General features: G+C 45.9%; 9 protein-coding genes and 1 pseudogene. 5 read left to right on the top strand and 5 right to left on the bottom strand.

Annotated features, from left to right (window positions below; translation table 11 throughout):
- The 5 genes and pseudogenes from NNC77_RS16730 to NNC77_RS12205 all read left to right on the top strand — a co-directional run.
- Positions 1-74: pseudogene (locus tag NNC77_RS16730) on the top strand (DUF3408 domain-containing protein); the annotation flags it as partial.
- A 184-nt stretch (positions 75-258) separates the two neighbouring features.
- The gene (locus NNC77_RS12220; RefSeq protein ID WP_254971152.1) at positions 259-672 is read left to right on the top strand and encodes a plasmid mobilization protein; all 414 of its coding nucleotides are present in this window, start codon (positions 259-261) and stop codon (positions 670-672) included.
- Positions 669-1,619 (top strand): relaxase/mobilization nuclease domain-containing protein, encoded by a 951-nt coding sequence (locus NNC77_RS12215; protein WP_254971154.1) that lies wholly within the window; start codon positions 669-671, stop codon positions 1,617-1,619. Before NNC77_RS12220 ends, NNC77_RS12215 begins: the two co-directional genes overlap by 4 nt.
- A 32-nt stretch (positions 1,620-1,651) precedes the next feature.
- Complete coding sequence (locus tag NNC77_RS12210) at positions 1,652-2,398, top strand: hypothetical protein (protein WP_254971156.1); 747 nt, start codon at positions 1,652-1,654, stop codon at positions 2,396-2,398.
- A 257-nt stretch (positions 2,399-2,655) separates the two neighbouring features.
- Positions 2,656-2,892 carry a copper resistance protein NlpE N-terminal domain-containing protein gene (locus tag NNC77_RS12205; protein ID WP_254971157.1) on the top strand — a complete coding sequence of 79 codons (237 nt, stop codon included), beginning with the start codon at positions 2,656-2,658 and terminating at the stop codon, positions 2,890-2,892.
- A 172-nt stretch (positions 2,893-3,064) separates the two neighbouring features.
- Here NNC77_RS12205 and NNC77_RS12200 read toward each other — a convergent pair whose 3' ends face one another.
- The 5 genes from NNC77_RS12200 to NNC77_RS12180 form a co-directional block, all read right to left on the bottom strand.
- The gene (locus NNC77_RS12200; protein ID WP_149926322.1) at positions 3,065-3,472 is read right to left on the bottom strand and encodes a hypothetical protein; all 408 of its coding nucleotides are present in this window, start codon (positions 3,470-3,472) and stop codon (positions 3,065-3,067) included.
- A 160-nt stretch (positions 3,473-3,632) separates the two neighbouring features.
- On the bottom strand, positions 3,633-3,752 hold the full coding sequence (locus NNC77_RS12195; protein ID WP_254971159.1) for a M10 family metallopeptidase domain-containing protein: 120 nt from the start codon (positions 3,750-3,752) through the stop codon (positions 3,633-3,635).
- A gap of 15 nt (positions 3,753-3,767) precedes the next feature.
- Positions 3,768-4,598 carry a hypothetical protein gene (locus NNC77_RS12190; protein WP_254971160.1) on the bottom strand — a complete coding sequence of 277 codons (831 nt, stop codon included), beginning with the start codon at positions 4,596-4,598 and terminating at the stop codon, positions 3,768-3,770.
- Entirely contained in the window at positions 4,595-13,708 is a 9,114-nt protein-coding gene (locus NNC77_RS12185; protein WP_254971161.1) for a toxin TcdB middle/N-terminal domain-containing protein, read from the bottom strand. The genes NNC77_RS12190 and NNC77_RS12185 overlap by 4 nt, the downstream gene beginning before the upstream one ends.
- Positions 13,709-13,725: 17 nt before the next feature.
- On the bottom strand, positions 13,726-16,695 hold the full coding sequence (locus NNC77_RS12180) for a T9SS type A sorting domain-containing protein (protein ID WP_254971163.1): 2,970 nt from the start codon (positions 16,693-16,695) through the stop codon (positions 13,726-13,728).
- Between the last annotated feature and the right edge of the window lie 531 nt (positions 16,696-17,226).

Raw genomic sequence — 17,226 nt, 5'->3', positions numbered from 1 at the left:
GCATCATCGAGAACATCGTGCGCCACCACCTAAGCCTTTATGAAGAGGACTTCGAGGCTTGGCGCAAATTGTGAGAATTAAGGTCTGCGACCTTGGACGTGGATAGCTGAAAGGCTGTAATTCCAACTAACGTGTTCTGAGAGGGAGCGAGGTTATGTTTTGGGAACCCCAAAACGCCTCGCTCCACCATGAGGACGGAGATTTTTTGCTCCCGGCGGTCGCAGAAAGTGAGTGTACCAACTGTAAACAGTGTATCGAATGACAAACGTACAGGAACAAGACAAGAAAAAGGGCGGAAGACCGCCCACAGGCAGGGTTCGCAAGTTGTCGAAGTCTGTCACGGTGAAGTTCTCGAAGCCAAGCTACGAGGCACTGAGGCTGAGAGCGAGAAAAGCCAACCGCAAATTGGCTGAGTACATTCGTGAGTCCGCCTTGAACGGCGAGGTGGTCAGCGGACACAACGCTGAGACGATAGCCATCGCCAAGAATCTCATAGGCATGGCGAACAACCTCAACCAACTTACCAAGCTGTCGCATCAGAGAGGTTTCCATGAAACCCATGTATATGTGGTGGACTTGTTGAGAAGATTGAAAGCAATCCTTGGCGAGTATCGCCAAGCAAGTTATAAACCGAAGCCAAGCAGTATGGGCAGAAAGGAGGATACCACATGATAGGCAAGCTAAAGAAGGGCAGCTCATTTGGTGGTTGCATCCGCTATGTTACAGGCAAGGACGAGGCGAAAATCATCGCCTCGGATGGTGTGTTACTCGGCACGAATGCCGAGATAACGCAAAGTTTCGAGCTACAGAGGCAGCTAAATCCAAGGATTAAGAAGCCTGTGGGACACATTGCATTGAGCTTCAAACCCGAGGACAGGCCACGTTTGACGGATGAGTTCATGGCTAAGATAGCCCTTGAATACATGCAAATGATGGGTATCAACGATACCCAATTCATTATCGTAAGGCATCACAACACGTACAATCCACATTGTCATATCGTGTATAACCGCATCAACAATGAGGGCAAACTCATATCAGACGCCCACGATTACAGGCGTAATGAGCAAGTGACCAAGGCTCTAAAATCCAAGTATGGATTGACTTACGGAACTGACAAGAGCAAGACAAATACTTGCAAATTGCGCAATAGGGAGCGTGCCAAATACGAGATTCACAATGTTGTCAAGGATGTCTTGAAAACCGCAGGTAGTTGGCAGAAGTTCAAGAATGAGCTTGCAAAGCGAGGTGTTCTCTTGGAGTTTGTCTATAAGGACAAGGAGCGAACCAAGGTGCAAGGCATCCGATTCAGCAAGGATGGATATAGCTTCAAGGGTACGCAGATTAGCCGAGAATACAGCTTTGTCAAGTTGGATGCAAGACTTGGCACAGAGTATAATCGTGTATCGCCAAGAGCCGGATCTATGCAGGGAGGACAACCAAGTTGTCACCAAGTAGAACAGACTCAACCAACGGCAGAACATACCCAAGACCCTTGGAGTGGTATTTCTTCCATCGGCTTGTTCGCTCCGTCTAATGCCCAAACTTATGAGCCATTCCCAGAAGATGAATCCGCCAAGAAGAAAAAGAAAAAACGCAGAAAAGGCTTCAGCCTTTGATGCAAGTTACAAACTTAAAATTAGAATCGAACATGAAAGAAGAACTATTGGAAGCCATCTACGGCACAGTTGAGAGATTGGAGCAGAAAGTCGATAAACTTTCTGTCTCCACAAAGAACGCAGGAGCGGAAACCGTTCCTGCAAGTAATGACATAACCAAGTTGGATAAGTCAATCAATGCGATGTTTATCAAAGAAGAGGAAGTCAGAGGTAAAATATCCAAATTAAGAGATGCCATTATCGTTTTTGCTGACCTTATTAAGGTTGAACTTGGCAAAAATGAGCAGCGAAGCAAGTTCTTGGTTGATGCAGTCAAGCAGATGAGACAAGAGAATGATGTTTTCTCGAAGGTATTGCAGGACAAACTTGAAGTGTTGTTTTTTTCACCTCAAAAGAAGGTTGTAACCCATCGCTTCGAGCCAACCTCAAAGAAAGTTCTTCTTTTCATTGGAGGCTTGGCTCTATCCCTTGTCCTCTCCATTTGGGGCAATCTCACCCAATGGCGAGAGCACCAAGATTGGGAGAAGGCAGACTTGAAGTATCGGGCATTGAAGATGGTTCTTCCATCTGACGACCCCAATGTTCGATACATCGAAAAGAACTTCTCTGTATGCCCTAATAAAGAAGTTATAGAGAATGTTAGAGCTCATGTAAATACTTACGAGGACTCAATTCGCTACCATATCGAAATGATACAGATGGCAGCAATTAAAGATAGCATTGCTAATAGCCTATTTAAAGAGGCGAATGAAATTAAAAAGAAAATTAATCAGAAATAATAGACAACGACCAACGGGTACAAGCGCATCCTTCGCTTCGATAAAGTAAAGACGAACGGTCTCCGTATCGTGTTCGATGATGCAAGAGACGTTCCATTCATCAGTAATGTAGCAGCATATTAACTTTTCATTAACTCTCAACTATTCATGTCGTGTCCGTGATGCCACTCGCTTGACATTGCGGACACTTTTTCTTTTATGATGGTTATGAAGAAAAAGTCGAAGAATATACGGCAATCTTAGAAAACGTTATTGACTTGGATTCCATTGCAGGAACATATTGCGGCGTGTTGCCACCTAATGTTGAAACAACACTCACATTAAATGCGGATGGCACCTATAGTTTGAAGAAGAAATATCTAAACGAATCGGATAGTTGTGAAGTATTGAATGGCATCTTCAAAGTAATTGACGGTAGTTTTCTGATGCTTGAACATCCATCAAGTGGTGACAACATATTTTATAAGGTGAAAATGACAGCAGCATTGTTCTGATTGACTCGTTTGGGAATGAGCCAAGCGCTAAGAACGTAAAATTATATGTATTGAAAAAGAAAGTATAAAAAAACCGTGGATTACAAATTAAATAATCCACGGATTTTAATTGAGGTTATATATAAAAACAATTAATGATGAATTTCCAATCTCTCATTAGAAAATTCCGACATTATTGTTTCTCATATGTTTGCTTCTTTTTGACATCTGCAATGCCATCAAAGATAACTGTAGTGCAACTTAATTTTCTAATTCTACTCACATACTTCTTACCATAAATATCAGTAAGATATAAAGAATCATTTCTTATGAAAAATGTAAATCTGTATATGGTATCCGCCTGCGAATAGAGTATAGCACTACTATCAGCGAAAAATTCAATATCTGGATAATTTACCTGATGTTCTCCATCTACCAATGTCCACTCTCCATATAACATTTCTTTTGATAATATCCCATCGCTTGTTTTCTGTGGATTACATGACAGAATCAGTTGAATGAGAAAAATCAATATAATGTGAATTTTATTCCCAAAAGGCACTGGTGCTTTTTCCAAGTTGCGAATTTCCATTATTGTCATAATACAAGTTGTCTAAATGAAGCATATCAATATCACTCTGTAGAACCTTACGCTTTTCCGGATTCAAAGTTCCTCCACTTTGATTGTAGCTTGCTTTAGGATTGTATCTGTATTGAGAATCAACAATAGTACCTCTTGGATACATTATTCCTGGCTGTCCTTATCCAAGAAGATTTTCTTTCGGATGACCATTTTTTGTTCCAGGCCAAAGTCCCAAGCTGTGTCCAAATTCATGTGCTTCTGTTGAGCTTCCTACTTGTTCTACATTAGGATATTTCATCCATTTGCAGTATTTCTATATAGCGAATCCTTCCGAAAGTGATAGCTCTTTAACGTTTCCATTAGAAAATATTTCTAATTTCAGAGGATAAGGATAATTCCATTCATCTATAGTCCTATATTTGAAATTTGGTATTCCTCGATTGTCCTTCTTTATCCATGTTTTATCTAAAAAATTTTCAGATGCATCTATCCCATATATAACTACCAAGTTCCCATCTCGGAAAAAATATCCATCATATTTATTTTTATCATAATATATCATGGAACGTATTATTGCATAGTGTTTATTATTAATTTCCTTAAAACGTAATTCATATAATACATCTATATTATTATAAATGTAGGAATTAATAAATTCGTTCAATTGCTTGTTTAGAACAACATTATTTCCTTCTATTTTATTCTTTCTGCATACTATTTTTTCTGGCCTTTTTAATAATGCTAATTTGTTATTCCCAATAATTTCATACACCTGCTGTTTTGGTTCAGAAGTGACTTTGGAAGAATATATACAATTATAATTAAGTTTTCCCCCATCATATTTATACAAGAAATTATGGTCTATGATATAAGACCTGTCGTTTTCGTCTGTTTGGAAATATGTGACCAATTTATTCTTGTATATATAATAGCTTTCAGTCATTTTAGGATTATAATTATGAAGACAAGTGATGAAAAGTAACTCATGTCCTTCTAATTTGGATGCCTGAATTTGTATTACATTATATTCTGGATTTTTATTTATTATTCCATCGAGTACCATAGCTAAGGATGGAGAGAATGGTCCATCCTTAGCTACGCAACTTGTCAATAGAATAAAAAGTATAAAAAAAATCTTTTTCATTTCCTGTAAATTCTATTTTTTATTTGCTCATATGTTGGCGTGAAAATTGGATTAAATCTTGCACGTTTCAAATCATATTCATACAATTGGCTTTTTTGTCCTTTGTCACCAGAGTAATATATGTAAGCCCGTGGATAGCTTTCAAACCTTTTGTTTGGATTTGCTTTCTTATATGCATTATAAATATTATTCAGGGTCCAAACATCGCCATCTGTATAGTAATTGCTTATTGATTTTCCTGATGACACCTGATTGTATTCTTTATAATTTCCAGATGCTTTTGTTTCACCAAAATTTGTATTCCAAGGATGACTATGTAGATGGAACAACATATTTTTAGCATCATTCATGTCGTTAGAAACAGAACTGGAATTGAAATCAGTGCTCAATTTAAATTTTACACCAGAACCATTTTTCATGCCTACCAATCTCCATTCTACCTTAGTATGTTTTGCTGCAAAAGTGAAGAATTTAAAAGCATCATCGCCATTTGACGTAACAGCATATGAGCCTTGATTATTCTTGTTTTTCAGCAATTGATTTACAAGATTTCGTCCAACAACAATGCTCGCATTCTTAAAAAAAACACGATGTGTAGATTTTGCATTAGTTCGTCTCCAAAAAACTAAATATCCACTTGCATCCATCCTATAATCATCCTTTCCATCTGGGTCAATGCTAATTATTGGACTATTATGACAATAGGTATAAGAACTTATATCAGGATATTTCTCCTTTGACGGGTCAACACTAATCCACACACTCAACCTTGGCTCATAGTACCTTGCCCCATAGTAATACAGTCCTGTCTCCTCATCGAATTCCTTCGCATTGAAAAGATAAGGCGTATTCCAAATGTTATTGCGCTCCTCAACGAACACTTCACCGAAAGGTACATACTCGATATGCTGCACCACCTCGCCTTCAAGGTTGGTGATGTAACTACTGCTACCCAAGTGGTCTGGGTGGTAGTAGAACTGCATCTTCTCGTATGAGTCGCCTTCTTGGAAGTTGTTCTTCGCTGCTCGTGCCATAGCACGTGCCTGCGCAGCCTCCAAGCTGCCGTCATTGCAGCAGAAGCCCTTGCCATCGACATAGTCGTTGTTGTCCTCGCCATTGTACGGCACTGCAAAGGTTGCATAATTATCCTTGATAACCTGCAACTGCTGGACATATTTAACCTTATAATCAACAGAAAGGCCATCAGTCTCACTACCTGCATACTGAATGCGGCGTGGGTCAGAACCATAAGAGTCGAAGTCACCAATCTTGCTGACTACTCGCTGACTGCCAATATAGATGTGCTTGGTGTAACGACCGCCTTGGTTGGCAACGAGGTAAGGAGATACATACAATGAGAACTTGGCTGTGTTTGTGCGACCACCAGCAAACTCTGAGTTCACATAAACCTGGTCACTCTCGCCTGATGTCTTCACAGTACGCTCACCGTCTGCATCATACCAGTAGTTAGTCACGAAGCCATTGTCATCAGAAGCAAGGAGACGGTTCTCCTCATCCCATTTGAGTTTGCGCTCTTCGGCTTTCTTGTCAGCAATACCGTCCTTCTTCGTGCGGCTTGTATTGACATAGACAAGATTACCATTGGCATCATACTCATAGGCATGGCTGTTGTTCACATTCTCGCTTTCTGAAGGTGTCTCCTCCGTGCGGTAGTTCACATCCTTCACATTGGCGAGTTGGAACTTCTTGCCTGTCTCTGTTCCATAGGTGTATGACAAATCATAACCTGCATTCAATGTACCGTTGAACTGCACATTGTTCTGTGTAAGGATTTGACGCTTCGAAGTAATACGGTGCATATTGTCGTAACCCATTGCAAGGGTATAACTTGCGGTCTTGTTGTCCGCACCAGTATAAGTACCAGTTGCACTGACAAGGCGATAAAGAGCATCGTATGTATAGGTATGCGCCATCTGTCCGCCAGCCTTTCCACTCTGTGGAACTGACGCACCATTAACCACGCTGAGCACATTGCTCACCGCATCGTATGTATAAGCGTTATCCATAATGGTGTTGCCACCACTATTCACAGTGAGGTTCTGCAATCTACGACGCTGTGGGTCGTAGGTGTAGAATGTCTCAGCACCGTTGCAATACTTCAAGTATGTGCGCTGCTCGAACTTGTCATAGCCAATCTTGCTCACATAATCGTAGCCGTATGACTTGTAGCCATGAACCTTTTCAAGCTGACCACCGAGATTGTAAGAGTAAGTAATCTTCTCCTCATCAGGATAAATCATCTCCAACAGGCGGTTGTGGCTGTCGTAAGTCCATTGCGTCACGTAGGTTGCTATCGCCTGGTTAGGCACAATCAGCGTGCGGCGGGTCTTTGTTACTTCACCCATCTTACCATAGAAGTATTCAATGGCACCTGTTCCGTCCTCACGGAGCATCAAGCGACCAATACGGTTCTGAGAGGCGTTGCGACCACCGTAGTAACACTTTACGCTGTTCTCCGGATGATCTGGGTAGTTGATACCAATCAGACGCTGATAGTCGTAATCGTAGGTTATGAACTTACCTTCCTTGGCAAGGTTGGCAGTCTGCTTAGTCTGCACATTGCCGAGCGCATCATAAGTGAAACTTGTAATGCCGCTTGCAGGATGGTTCACCTCAATACGGCGGTCACCCATGTCGTAAGTAGAGGTCGTTACATTGCCCTCCGTGTCGGTGACACGAACAAGGCGCTGTATGCCGTCATACTCAAATGAGGTGGTAATCTCACCGTCAGGACCGCTCTTCTGGATGGTCTTCAAGGTCTTGCCACTGCCATTGGTATGGGTAGCCTGCACATTATGGAGTGCGTCTGTTACGGTTGTAACAAGTGCATGACTGCCGTTGTCAACAGTATATGCCGTAGTTGTCGTAGAGTTGTCCGGCAATGTCACTGAGGTAGCACGGTCGAGCACGTCATAGACTGTGACGGTAGGAGACACATTGTCGAATGACTTGTTGAACGTTGATTTCGATCCTGTTCCTTCCGTTGTAGGATAGAATGCCTTTGCCACACGTCCGAAAGCGTCATACACGTTTCTTCCGCTGACTATCATCACGTTCTCGTCCTTGGCAGAGTTTCCCTTGGATGCACTTGTCACAACACCGTCCTTCTTCACCTGCACGGCTCTTCCGAAACCGTCAACGAATGTAACAGTTTCCAAGTCGTCGTTAGGGTGCTGGATGTCGTAGTGCTTGGTCACGGCGTATGCAGGAGCGGTAATGCCACTCTCACCAAAGGTAGCCAAAGGCTGATATTCAAAGGCGATGGCATAAGGCACACCCGTAGCCAACTCGTTAGGACCACGCACGCCAGTAATGCGACCGAGGTCGTCAACATCAGTCTCATAGTAGAAGTTGTTGAGGTCACGATGCTCCTTGGCGATACCATAACGATAGTCAAAATTGCCTTGCTCGCTGCGGTAGCCCCACGCATCGTCAATACGCTCAACATACATGTTCATCTCAGGCTCATAGCGGTACTTGTACCACATACGCTGTCCCTTGCCGTTGGCAGGGAGAGTCTTCTGGATGATGTTGCCGTAAGAGTCGTACTTGTAATCGGTAACTGCCGCACCGTCATTCAACTGCTGTGTAATCTGCGTGATGTGGTTGGCGTAGTTGGTATTATACTTCGCCGTCACGTGGTGATAGAGTGAGCCGTCACCGCCTGTAACAGTCACATCAACTGGAAGTCCGAAGATGTGCTTGCTTGCATTGTCCGTGTACTTGATGGCGGTCGCATAGTCGAACTTGCCGTTTCCGTCCTCGCCAAGACTGCCCTTGTCGCTGTACTTGTAGGACTTCAACTCACCATGATAGCCATTGAGGTAGTACTCATTCCATGCTTCGGATGTAACCACACCGTTTGCCGCTCCCTCATACTGCAAGTTTGCCGTATAGCGGAGAGGTACGAATGCAGATGCACGGTCACTCCAAAGGTTCACGTCACGCTTTGCGAATGTGTACTTGTCACCGTCGGCAGTCATATAATAACTGTCGTAACGGTTCTTTGTCTCGGTGTACTTGTTGCCGTTGGCATCCTCTACGGATGTGGCGGTAACATTGCCCTGTGTGTAGTAGTTGGCTACATCGTAGTTCTCAACAGCCTGTCTGTAAACAGAATTGCCATTCTCCGTGTCGAGGTTCTTGGTGATAACCTCACCGAAACCGAGGAACTCACGTTCATGGCGGTCACGCTTGCCGTCGTTATACTCAAAGGCGGTTGTCATGACAGGACCATCGTCATGGATACCATCATCAATCGTCAAGGCAGACATTACCCACTTTCCACCAGGAAGACCGTAAGTCGGAGTGGTGTGGGCATAGTCCAAAGTGAATGTTCCGCCCAAGGAGTTGGTAACAGACTTCAACATATTGGTTCTGCCAATGGCTGAGCGTGTAACCTTCAACTCGCTTTCCTTCTCAGACTCAACGATGTCAAGATAGCCGTCACCATCAACATCCTGCAAAGAGTAGGTAGGACGATTGATACTATGTGAGGTGGAAGCACCAGGGTTGGTTGAAATCTTGATGCTTATGACAGGAATGTTGATGGTCAAAGTGAACGCTGCATTTGCAGACTCTGATGTAGAGGCTGATTCACTAAGCGCACTCACACCCTTCCAACTGATAGGCTCGTCAAAGCCGTTACCAGTGTTGAGGGCAACAATGATACCGTGGTCGCTCTTCCATACCTTGTCTGGAAGGCCATCGGAGTTGATGTCGATAAGATTATATTCCTCCTCACTTTCAGAGGTTACAATGCCAAAGCCTGCTGAGAAACTGCCGGAGGCCTTGTTTATCGACTGCTTTGTGCTCTTATTTTGGGTAGTTCCCCAACCAAAATCTTCCCCTGCACCTGCACCAAAATTATAGGAAAGAGACTTACCGCCTTGGATGCGGTCCAGCCCCCAGTCAACAGGCTCAGTGAAGGCATAGCCAAGGTTCAGTTTTACTTTCTTGTCTGAAAGAATCTTGTCGGGAAGTCCATCGCCATTGATGTCAATGAAAGATTCAACTGCCTCATCCGTATTCTTTGGCGCACTGCCAGAAATGGAGAATTGAGCCAGCCATGCAGTCTGCTGGTTCAGTATGGTTGCCTTGCCCTTGGAGATTAGATTTGTGATGCTTGACGCTGAAGCCACAGGGTTACCGCCATATCCCCATGCCTGTGAAGCATTGTCGGAGTTGCTGGAGCCGATGCCCTTATAGATTTCGCCGCTCAGTCCACCAAGAGAGTTGGTGTATTGAATCGTACCACCAGCGATGATGTCCGGGAAACCATCACCATTCATGTCCATCATGGTGACCTCTGTCTTGGCACTACCGCTCGCATCGTTGTGTGTGATACCAAGCGCACCGCCTTGCACTACCGTGCTCTTGCTGGACATCACTTGGCTTACTGCCGCAGCACCAGTACCTTGCAAATACTCACCTGCAAGTCCTGCTACCTCGGTATCGTTCTCCAACGGATTGGAGAGAAGAACATCCTGCTCGGTCAGTCGGGCTGTACTTGCCTCGGTTGCAGTAAGATAGATGTCCTGTCGCTGACCGACCCACTTGTCCATAGAAGTCTGGTCTGTACCCAATGGAGTGAATGCCATCGTGAGAGGATCAACCTTGTCGTTCTCGTTTTCAGGCAATTTCAGCAAGGACTCGTCAATAGGCTTTGCATATCTGCCCTCTGCCGAGTTATAAACAAAACCTCCCCAGCCACGGTAAAGCATACCGAAGCCAAGATTGTCATTCTCTGCATAGAATCCAGCAAGCACATTCTCTGTTACGAGACCTGCCACATCTTTCAGAATGGAAACAGAGGCTGAAGTAACAGTTTCATTAGAGATTGCTGCCGGATAGCTGTATTCAAACCAGATGTTCTTTCCTGCAGTAGTTGCAAATCGCAGAGTATCGGCTTTCAAGATGCCATTCTCGATATTGAAAGACTTCTTGCCGATGAGTGTATCCTCTGTCTTGGCGGTCAAAGTAACCTGTCCATTGATGGAATTGTCAGAAAGGATAAGTACTGGTGAAACGACCAAAACAGTATCAGTCGCTGTAGTCAAGTATGGCTTGCCCTCTGCCAAGGCATTTGCAAATGTCTTATAGTGTGCAGGAACGGCTACCGTCTGTTCTATGTTGACAGAGTCCTTATAAGTCACAGACGCTTGCCAACCGATATTCTTCCAATCAACATTTGAGGTAGATGAAATCTCAAAGCTGAAGTTAGTCAGCTTTTCTGTATTCTCCAGACTGATGTTGAGAGAATCGCCATTGAAAGCCTCATTAGCCTTCAATGTACGAGCAAAGACAGTCTTCTTGGTATAGTTCGGGTTGTCGTTTCCGTCACTGTCTTTCTTTTCATTGCTGCCGATGATGCTGAGAACAACATCATCGGTTGTTACAGGCTTGTGGAAGGCACTGTGAACTTCAACACTTGAACCATTCTCCACATTGGCAGAGGTGTTCACATCGTAGATGGCACCATCCTCTGGCTTGTACTCTGTTGAAGAAAGCCCGTTAGGCAAGATATTTGACTCGCCTGCGTATGTAATGGTAGGTGACCAATTCACCTTATCAAATGAGCCGTTGCTTGTTTCCTCAGAGCCAGACTGGACACGGAAATAGATTCTGTCACCACGCTTGACGGCAACAGATGATACGGCTGCGCTGTATGGACTGTTGTCACCCTTGGCTATCGTCTTGTTCCAAAGTTCATTGCCTCCCTTTTGGATGGCAATTCTTACGCCGTCTGCCTTCTGATACTCGTCAGCATCATAGTCATCTGTTGGTGCAATGAGGCTTACTTGACCAGTTACGCTGACAATTCCGTCCTTTGGAGCCTGCCATACACGCACGATATCCTCCATCGGTGAGTTCTTGATGGCTTCCGCCTGCTCATCCTTACTGATCTCCATGACAGAAGTGTCAACCTTGCCACCATAGATGATTGGGCTTGGCGTGTCGGCACTGCTCAATGTAAATGTAGGCACGGCATTGCCTGATCCGTCAAACTCCAAATGGTTGAAATAAACCTTGCCATTGGAAACAAGGTCAACAAGTCCGTCACCGTTGATGTCGCTGAAATACTGAGTGGTCTTTGTCTTAGTGGTTGACTTGTCCGTTCCGGCAACGGCAGTCAGGACATCCCAACCGACAACGGCATTCGCACCGAAAGTGTTGGTAGAACTTTTGGTTGTCGAGAAGTTACTGATGCCCTTTACCTTGATAGGCTCACCATATACGACTTCTCCGTTGTCTGTCTTAATCTGTGGACGATAATAAACAGAACCACCGGACTTGTACACCTTGTCAGGAAGTCCGTCACCGTTCAAGTCAACGAGTGCGGAAAGTCCCTTGCTCGTGTCGCTTGAATAGCTGTAAGAGCCACCCACGGTATTGCTTTTCCAGGGACTTCCGTCCACGACACCCACACCTGCATAGAACGAACCGCTTACAGAAGAACTTGTCGTTCCGCCAAGTGCAGTAGGCTTGTCGCTGAAACGCTTGCTGACAGTCTTTAAAGGATTGACGAAACCAGCGTCAAGTCCGTCATCGTGCGTGTTCCATTTCTCGGAATCATCCTTGAACGGAACATATCCCTTTTCAGCCTGCACATCATCATAATAGTCGAAGTTCTGGAAAGCCACTTCCTTTCCTGTGTTGTCATACTGTCTGACACCAGTGAGCATTTCCTTATGGAAAGCACCTTCCTTGTAGTCAAAGGAATAGCTGCGCAGGGTCTCGCCCTGGAAATTCACGGTCACTTTCTCCAACAGCTTGTTGGAGGAGGCGAGGAATCCATAGCGGGCATTGTTGGTCTTTACCTGCTTTACCTTGTTGCCATCAAAGAGTACAACGGTGTGCGGTTCCTGTCCTGCATTACCTGCGTGAACCTCCTTCAGATATGCAGCCTTGGCCTTCAAGCCGCCACGCACATCCTCGTCCACGATGTCATACACATATTCTATATAGTCACCGTGGAGTTCCTCGACACGTTTCAGCTTCCATTCGGCAATCACCTCACGGGTATTGCCCGAAGCATCGGTGACATTGCCCTTTACAACAGCTCCGTCACCGCCATAAATGTACTTGACACCCTGCTTGTCTGTAACCTCCCAATAATAGTTGGCAGGACTGTCACCCTTGCGGATGATACGGCTGAAATCACCGCCTTGGCGGGTGTAGAACTGGCGGTCAGCCTTTCTGTTCATCTTCTCGCCACGGTGTGCGACTCCCATCTGTCCGTTGTCATCCATAGTGGAGAGCATTGAACCGGACAAAAGATAAGTCTCCGTCTCTTTTGACTGGTCATAACGAGGCACGCCCCACCGGGTGTCAAGCGTAATGCTTGGCACGCTGACGTTCCAACCCTCGCCAAGCCAACCGCTACCGCCCTCGCTGCTGTACTGCAAGCCAAGGCTTGGCTGCATACCGTTTCGTGCTGGCGGCATCTCGAACGGATACTGCAGGTTGGCAGAGCCACGGTTGTTTGCGCTTGGAGGCGCAATGACATTGATCTTCGCCGTCGGGTCTGCCGCCTTGATGTCGTTCATCATCGTCGGGGCAAATCCTTCGGTCTGCGGTGACTCCGGGGCCTGTATCACACCGTTGATCATGTCGGTGAAGTGGGTCGTCTTTGAAACGACACACTCTTCCTTCTTGTCCACACGCACACGCTCCAACGCAACCCAATGCTTCTCGGCCGGGTCGTAGTAATAGGTACGGATGTCGTCCTCGGTATAGCCGCTTGGTATTCTCGTGCGGTCATACTTTATCTTGACAGTCGCGCCCTCGCCTGTAAAATGGGTTCCGTGAGGGAGAAAACGGTAGCCATGTCCTCCTGCCGTGACATTGGTCATGGCAAAGTCAAGCTCAGGAACATTCTCCTCTCCGATAGAGTTCACGGAAAGGCTTCTGTTCCGAATGAGGTCTTTCTGAAGAACGACCAGTTTGCTACCTCCTACGGAGATACTGTCAGAGACACCCTTCTTGAAGAGTTTTCTCACGGCTGTCCCGTCCTTTGCCGAAAGGGACAGTGTGGCGGCAAACAGTAAAACCAATGCCCACGCCACCTTCTGTATATAATTCTTCATGCGTATCTTCCTTTAAGTTACTTTACTGAGATTTTCCTTGTATGCTCCCCATTCTCGGAGATTGCCTTCACGACATACACACCCGATGCGGGAACCTTGAAGTCGGCTTGCTTGACGCTTTCGCCTGTCATTTGGCGTGACACTACCAGTTTGCCTGATACGTCAAACACCATCAATGTGGCTGCAGCAGGCTTGTCCTGTGTGAGTTTAGCCTCGTAGATGCCTGTCGTAGAACCGTTGCCATTGACAGTGAAATTCTCGTCTTCTCCAGAAATGAAGGTATTGTCAGCCTGTCTGTCCGAGCTGCCCACATGATTCTCCCTTGCCTGTGTTCCGTTAGGCATACTTGCATCACACTCGCTGCCGACATAGACGGTCATCGTTGTCGTACACTTCTTGGGTGTTTCTATCTGCACGTTGCCCCTTGTGGTGAATGAGGTTACAGGCGTACCGTTTACGGTAAGATCTGTGATATGTGTCTCGCCCTTTCCGTACTTGATGCAGAACCGCCATGCACGAAGTGACCAGACATATTCATGATGCACGGTCTGTCCGTTCAACTTGTATGTGACCTGCATATTGCGGACTGTAACACTGAGCACATCGCCCGGCTTGATGGTGACATATTTGGTTAGGCTTGTATATCCACCGGTTATGATATGCGCCTTGTCGCCCCGCACGTCGAAGCCATATTGGGTGATCTCGTCCGTGAGGCTTGGCTCCAATCCCACACGGTAGTTTGATTTTGTATCGTTCACCGTCCATGAGATGTCGCCAGACAGATAGGTCCTGGTGTCATGCGAGTATGAGGTGTAGAGTGCGTTGCCAGTGGCATAAATCTCGTTGCCTCCACCTTGTGATACGGACAGCACATAGGCGCCGGGGGCAAGATTCGTGATTCTATGCGTGTCACCGAAGAATGTTCCTCTGGCAATGGTTTCACCTTTTACTTTTCCTGCAACGGTGTCAACGCTGAGCACATAGGAATAGACAGGTGTACCGATGTTGATGCCGATGTCGATATACCCGTCATTGCGTGGAACTCCATTCTCGCAACTTGACGGCGTAGGAGTGGCATCATAGGAAATGCCGTCATAATAGGCGAATGTGAACACATCGCTTCCGCTTCCGTCTGCATCCCATAGGATATTGCGGAATATGGTCTTGCCCCTTGTCATATCAGGCTTGGAGCATCTTATGTTGCTATTGCTGTTGATGTCGAAATCACCTTCACCGCTTGGGTCTATGAGCATGACGGTACGCTTGCGGCAATAGTCCGAGAACTCCCTGTCCGGTGTGAGGTCATAGCTCAACTCTGCCATATAGCCGACATCATCGATTCCTCCTGTCCTCAAGCCTGCCATATTCAAGGCGGACTCTGCTCCTTCCGTTCGGATAATGCCCACATTTGTGTCTGTGTCAGTTGCATCAGAAAGGGATATGGTTCTTGTCGCACTTCCTGTCCCGTCAACACGCAGATAGATGTTTTTGCCTTCCTTGCGGATAGAGATGTCCGTTCCGTCAACATCCGTGGCGATGTATGAATTTGAGACCGCTCCGTTGATGATCGGATAAACAACTCCAGCATTGGTGAACCGGAATCCATACTTGCATGTGCTGCCACCGATGCTTCCGAAGCCAACGTCAAAAGTCGGGTGACTTGTCGGACAGGTGAACTCAAAAGCACCGCCACCTCCAACAAGGGCTGGGGTCGTGGCATAAGCTCCGGAAGCGGCTTTCTCTTGGATGATATTGTCAGTAAAGCCATTCCTCGAAACCTCAAATCCTTGTGCAGTCCATCTTGCCACTGTACTGTCGGGCTTTGACGGCACGTTGGTCTTGACCATCCATGTACGTTTCATGACATGCCACAGGGAATCTGTAGGTGAGGTATATGTTGCAAGTGCCACATCATCGTCGCCCCAGAAAGTAAAGCCTCTGTCCGGCATCGGATTGCCGTTTTCACGTCCCATGACAAGCAGGCGGGAAGCGGATGAAGGGTTGTATGGATTTGCGTCATGATAAGTTCCGTTCTCCTTCAAGGCCGCATACACCGGACTTTCCTCATATGATGTTGCGGAAAGCGGTTGGGAGAGACTTCCTGCCGTGTCGGTTCCAACAGCTGTGACCCTATGGTGGTAGGCTTGGTTCTCCGCCATATCCCAAGTCAGGTTTCCGTCGCTGTCAAGATACGAGCCTTTGAGGGTGATGCCGTACTTTACCGCCAGATAGCTCTCCACTTTTCTGCGCTCATCGGGTGTAAGCATCCTGCTGAAAACAACAAGCTCTGGGGCATATCCCCGGATGGAAGCATTACCGAAGAGCGAGGTCGGGAAATCCGTACCGAAACTGCCAGAGGTGGAAGGGGTTCCGATGAATAATGTGGTGTTGGAGTTGTCTCCCCACAATGTTGTTGAAGGATTGCTTACCTTGAAGTAGGAAACAACTCGCAGAGCACTTTCCTTAAAACCTTTCTCGGACAAAGAATCGCTTGATTGATAAAGCAGGTCTTCACCCGATGCTGAACCATAGTCCAGTGGTTCAACACCTCTACCCCTTACGGCTTTGTCCTTGCTCAGAATGGCTCCGTCGCCCTTGCGGCCGTCAAGAGCATAGACAACCATATCCTTGCCGATGGTTGCCAGTTCCGGTGCAAAGACACCGATGACGGTAGCCTGTGAGAGGTCGCCGTGCTTGAGGCTGGCACTCAGGCTGCGGAATCCGTCTGCGAGCCAGAGACTTGGATTGAAGTTGAAGAAATGGACTGAACTGTTCGGAAGAGTAAGTTCAGACTTGACGCCACGGCTGTCCAATAGCATCAGCCGTATGGAATCCCCAGAGAAATCCTGCCAACGGTAATAACCTTGCAGGTCTGAGTTCAATGGCGCAGTCTTGAACCACAGTTCGCTTCCGCTGACTCCTCCGGGCGTTTGTGCGAAACTGCCGAGAGCGAAGCCTAACAGTAACAAAGAAGTAAACTTTCTCATGCGCTGTCAATTTGGAGTGTTTGAAAAATATAAAAACGTATGCCTCTGCCGCGCAGGGAGAGACCAGTGAGAGAGAACGGACTGCTACTACGGAGAAGAATTGTGATATAGGCTTGCTCCGTAAAGTCCTATTGTCACGTGGCAGGCCAACAGGCTTTACCACCAAAATAATGCTGCAAATATACAAAAATAATCTTAATAAACAGATATAATCTTTAAGAAATTTGCTGGTTTGGTGTTTTTTTCTTATGATTTCGGTCGATTTTGCAGAAATCTTTTACATCTGTTGTATGAACTGGAGTTAGTTTTGCAAAAATACACAAATGGTCACGGCTTCACTTTCTTATAATAAGAATGTAAATCACGGTTTGAAACTGTACACACTCGGAGTACAAACGAAAACACCATATGCTTGTGTCGGAAAGGTATATATGAGCTGATGGTAGAGTCGTCATCAACAACAATGACCCTGATTGGATAAACTCAGTAGGAATACTTGCTATTCATTTTATGATGGGGTTATGTGGCAAG

This window comes from Segatella copri, assembly GCF_024330485.1.
Taxonomy (GTDB): Bacteria; Bacteroidota; Bacteroidia; order Bacteroidales; family Bacteroidaceae; genus Prevotella; species Prevotella copri_L.
The sequence above is the reverse complement of the archived record's forward strand: the minus strand, read 5'-3'. Positions and strand labels throughout refer to the sequence as shown.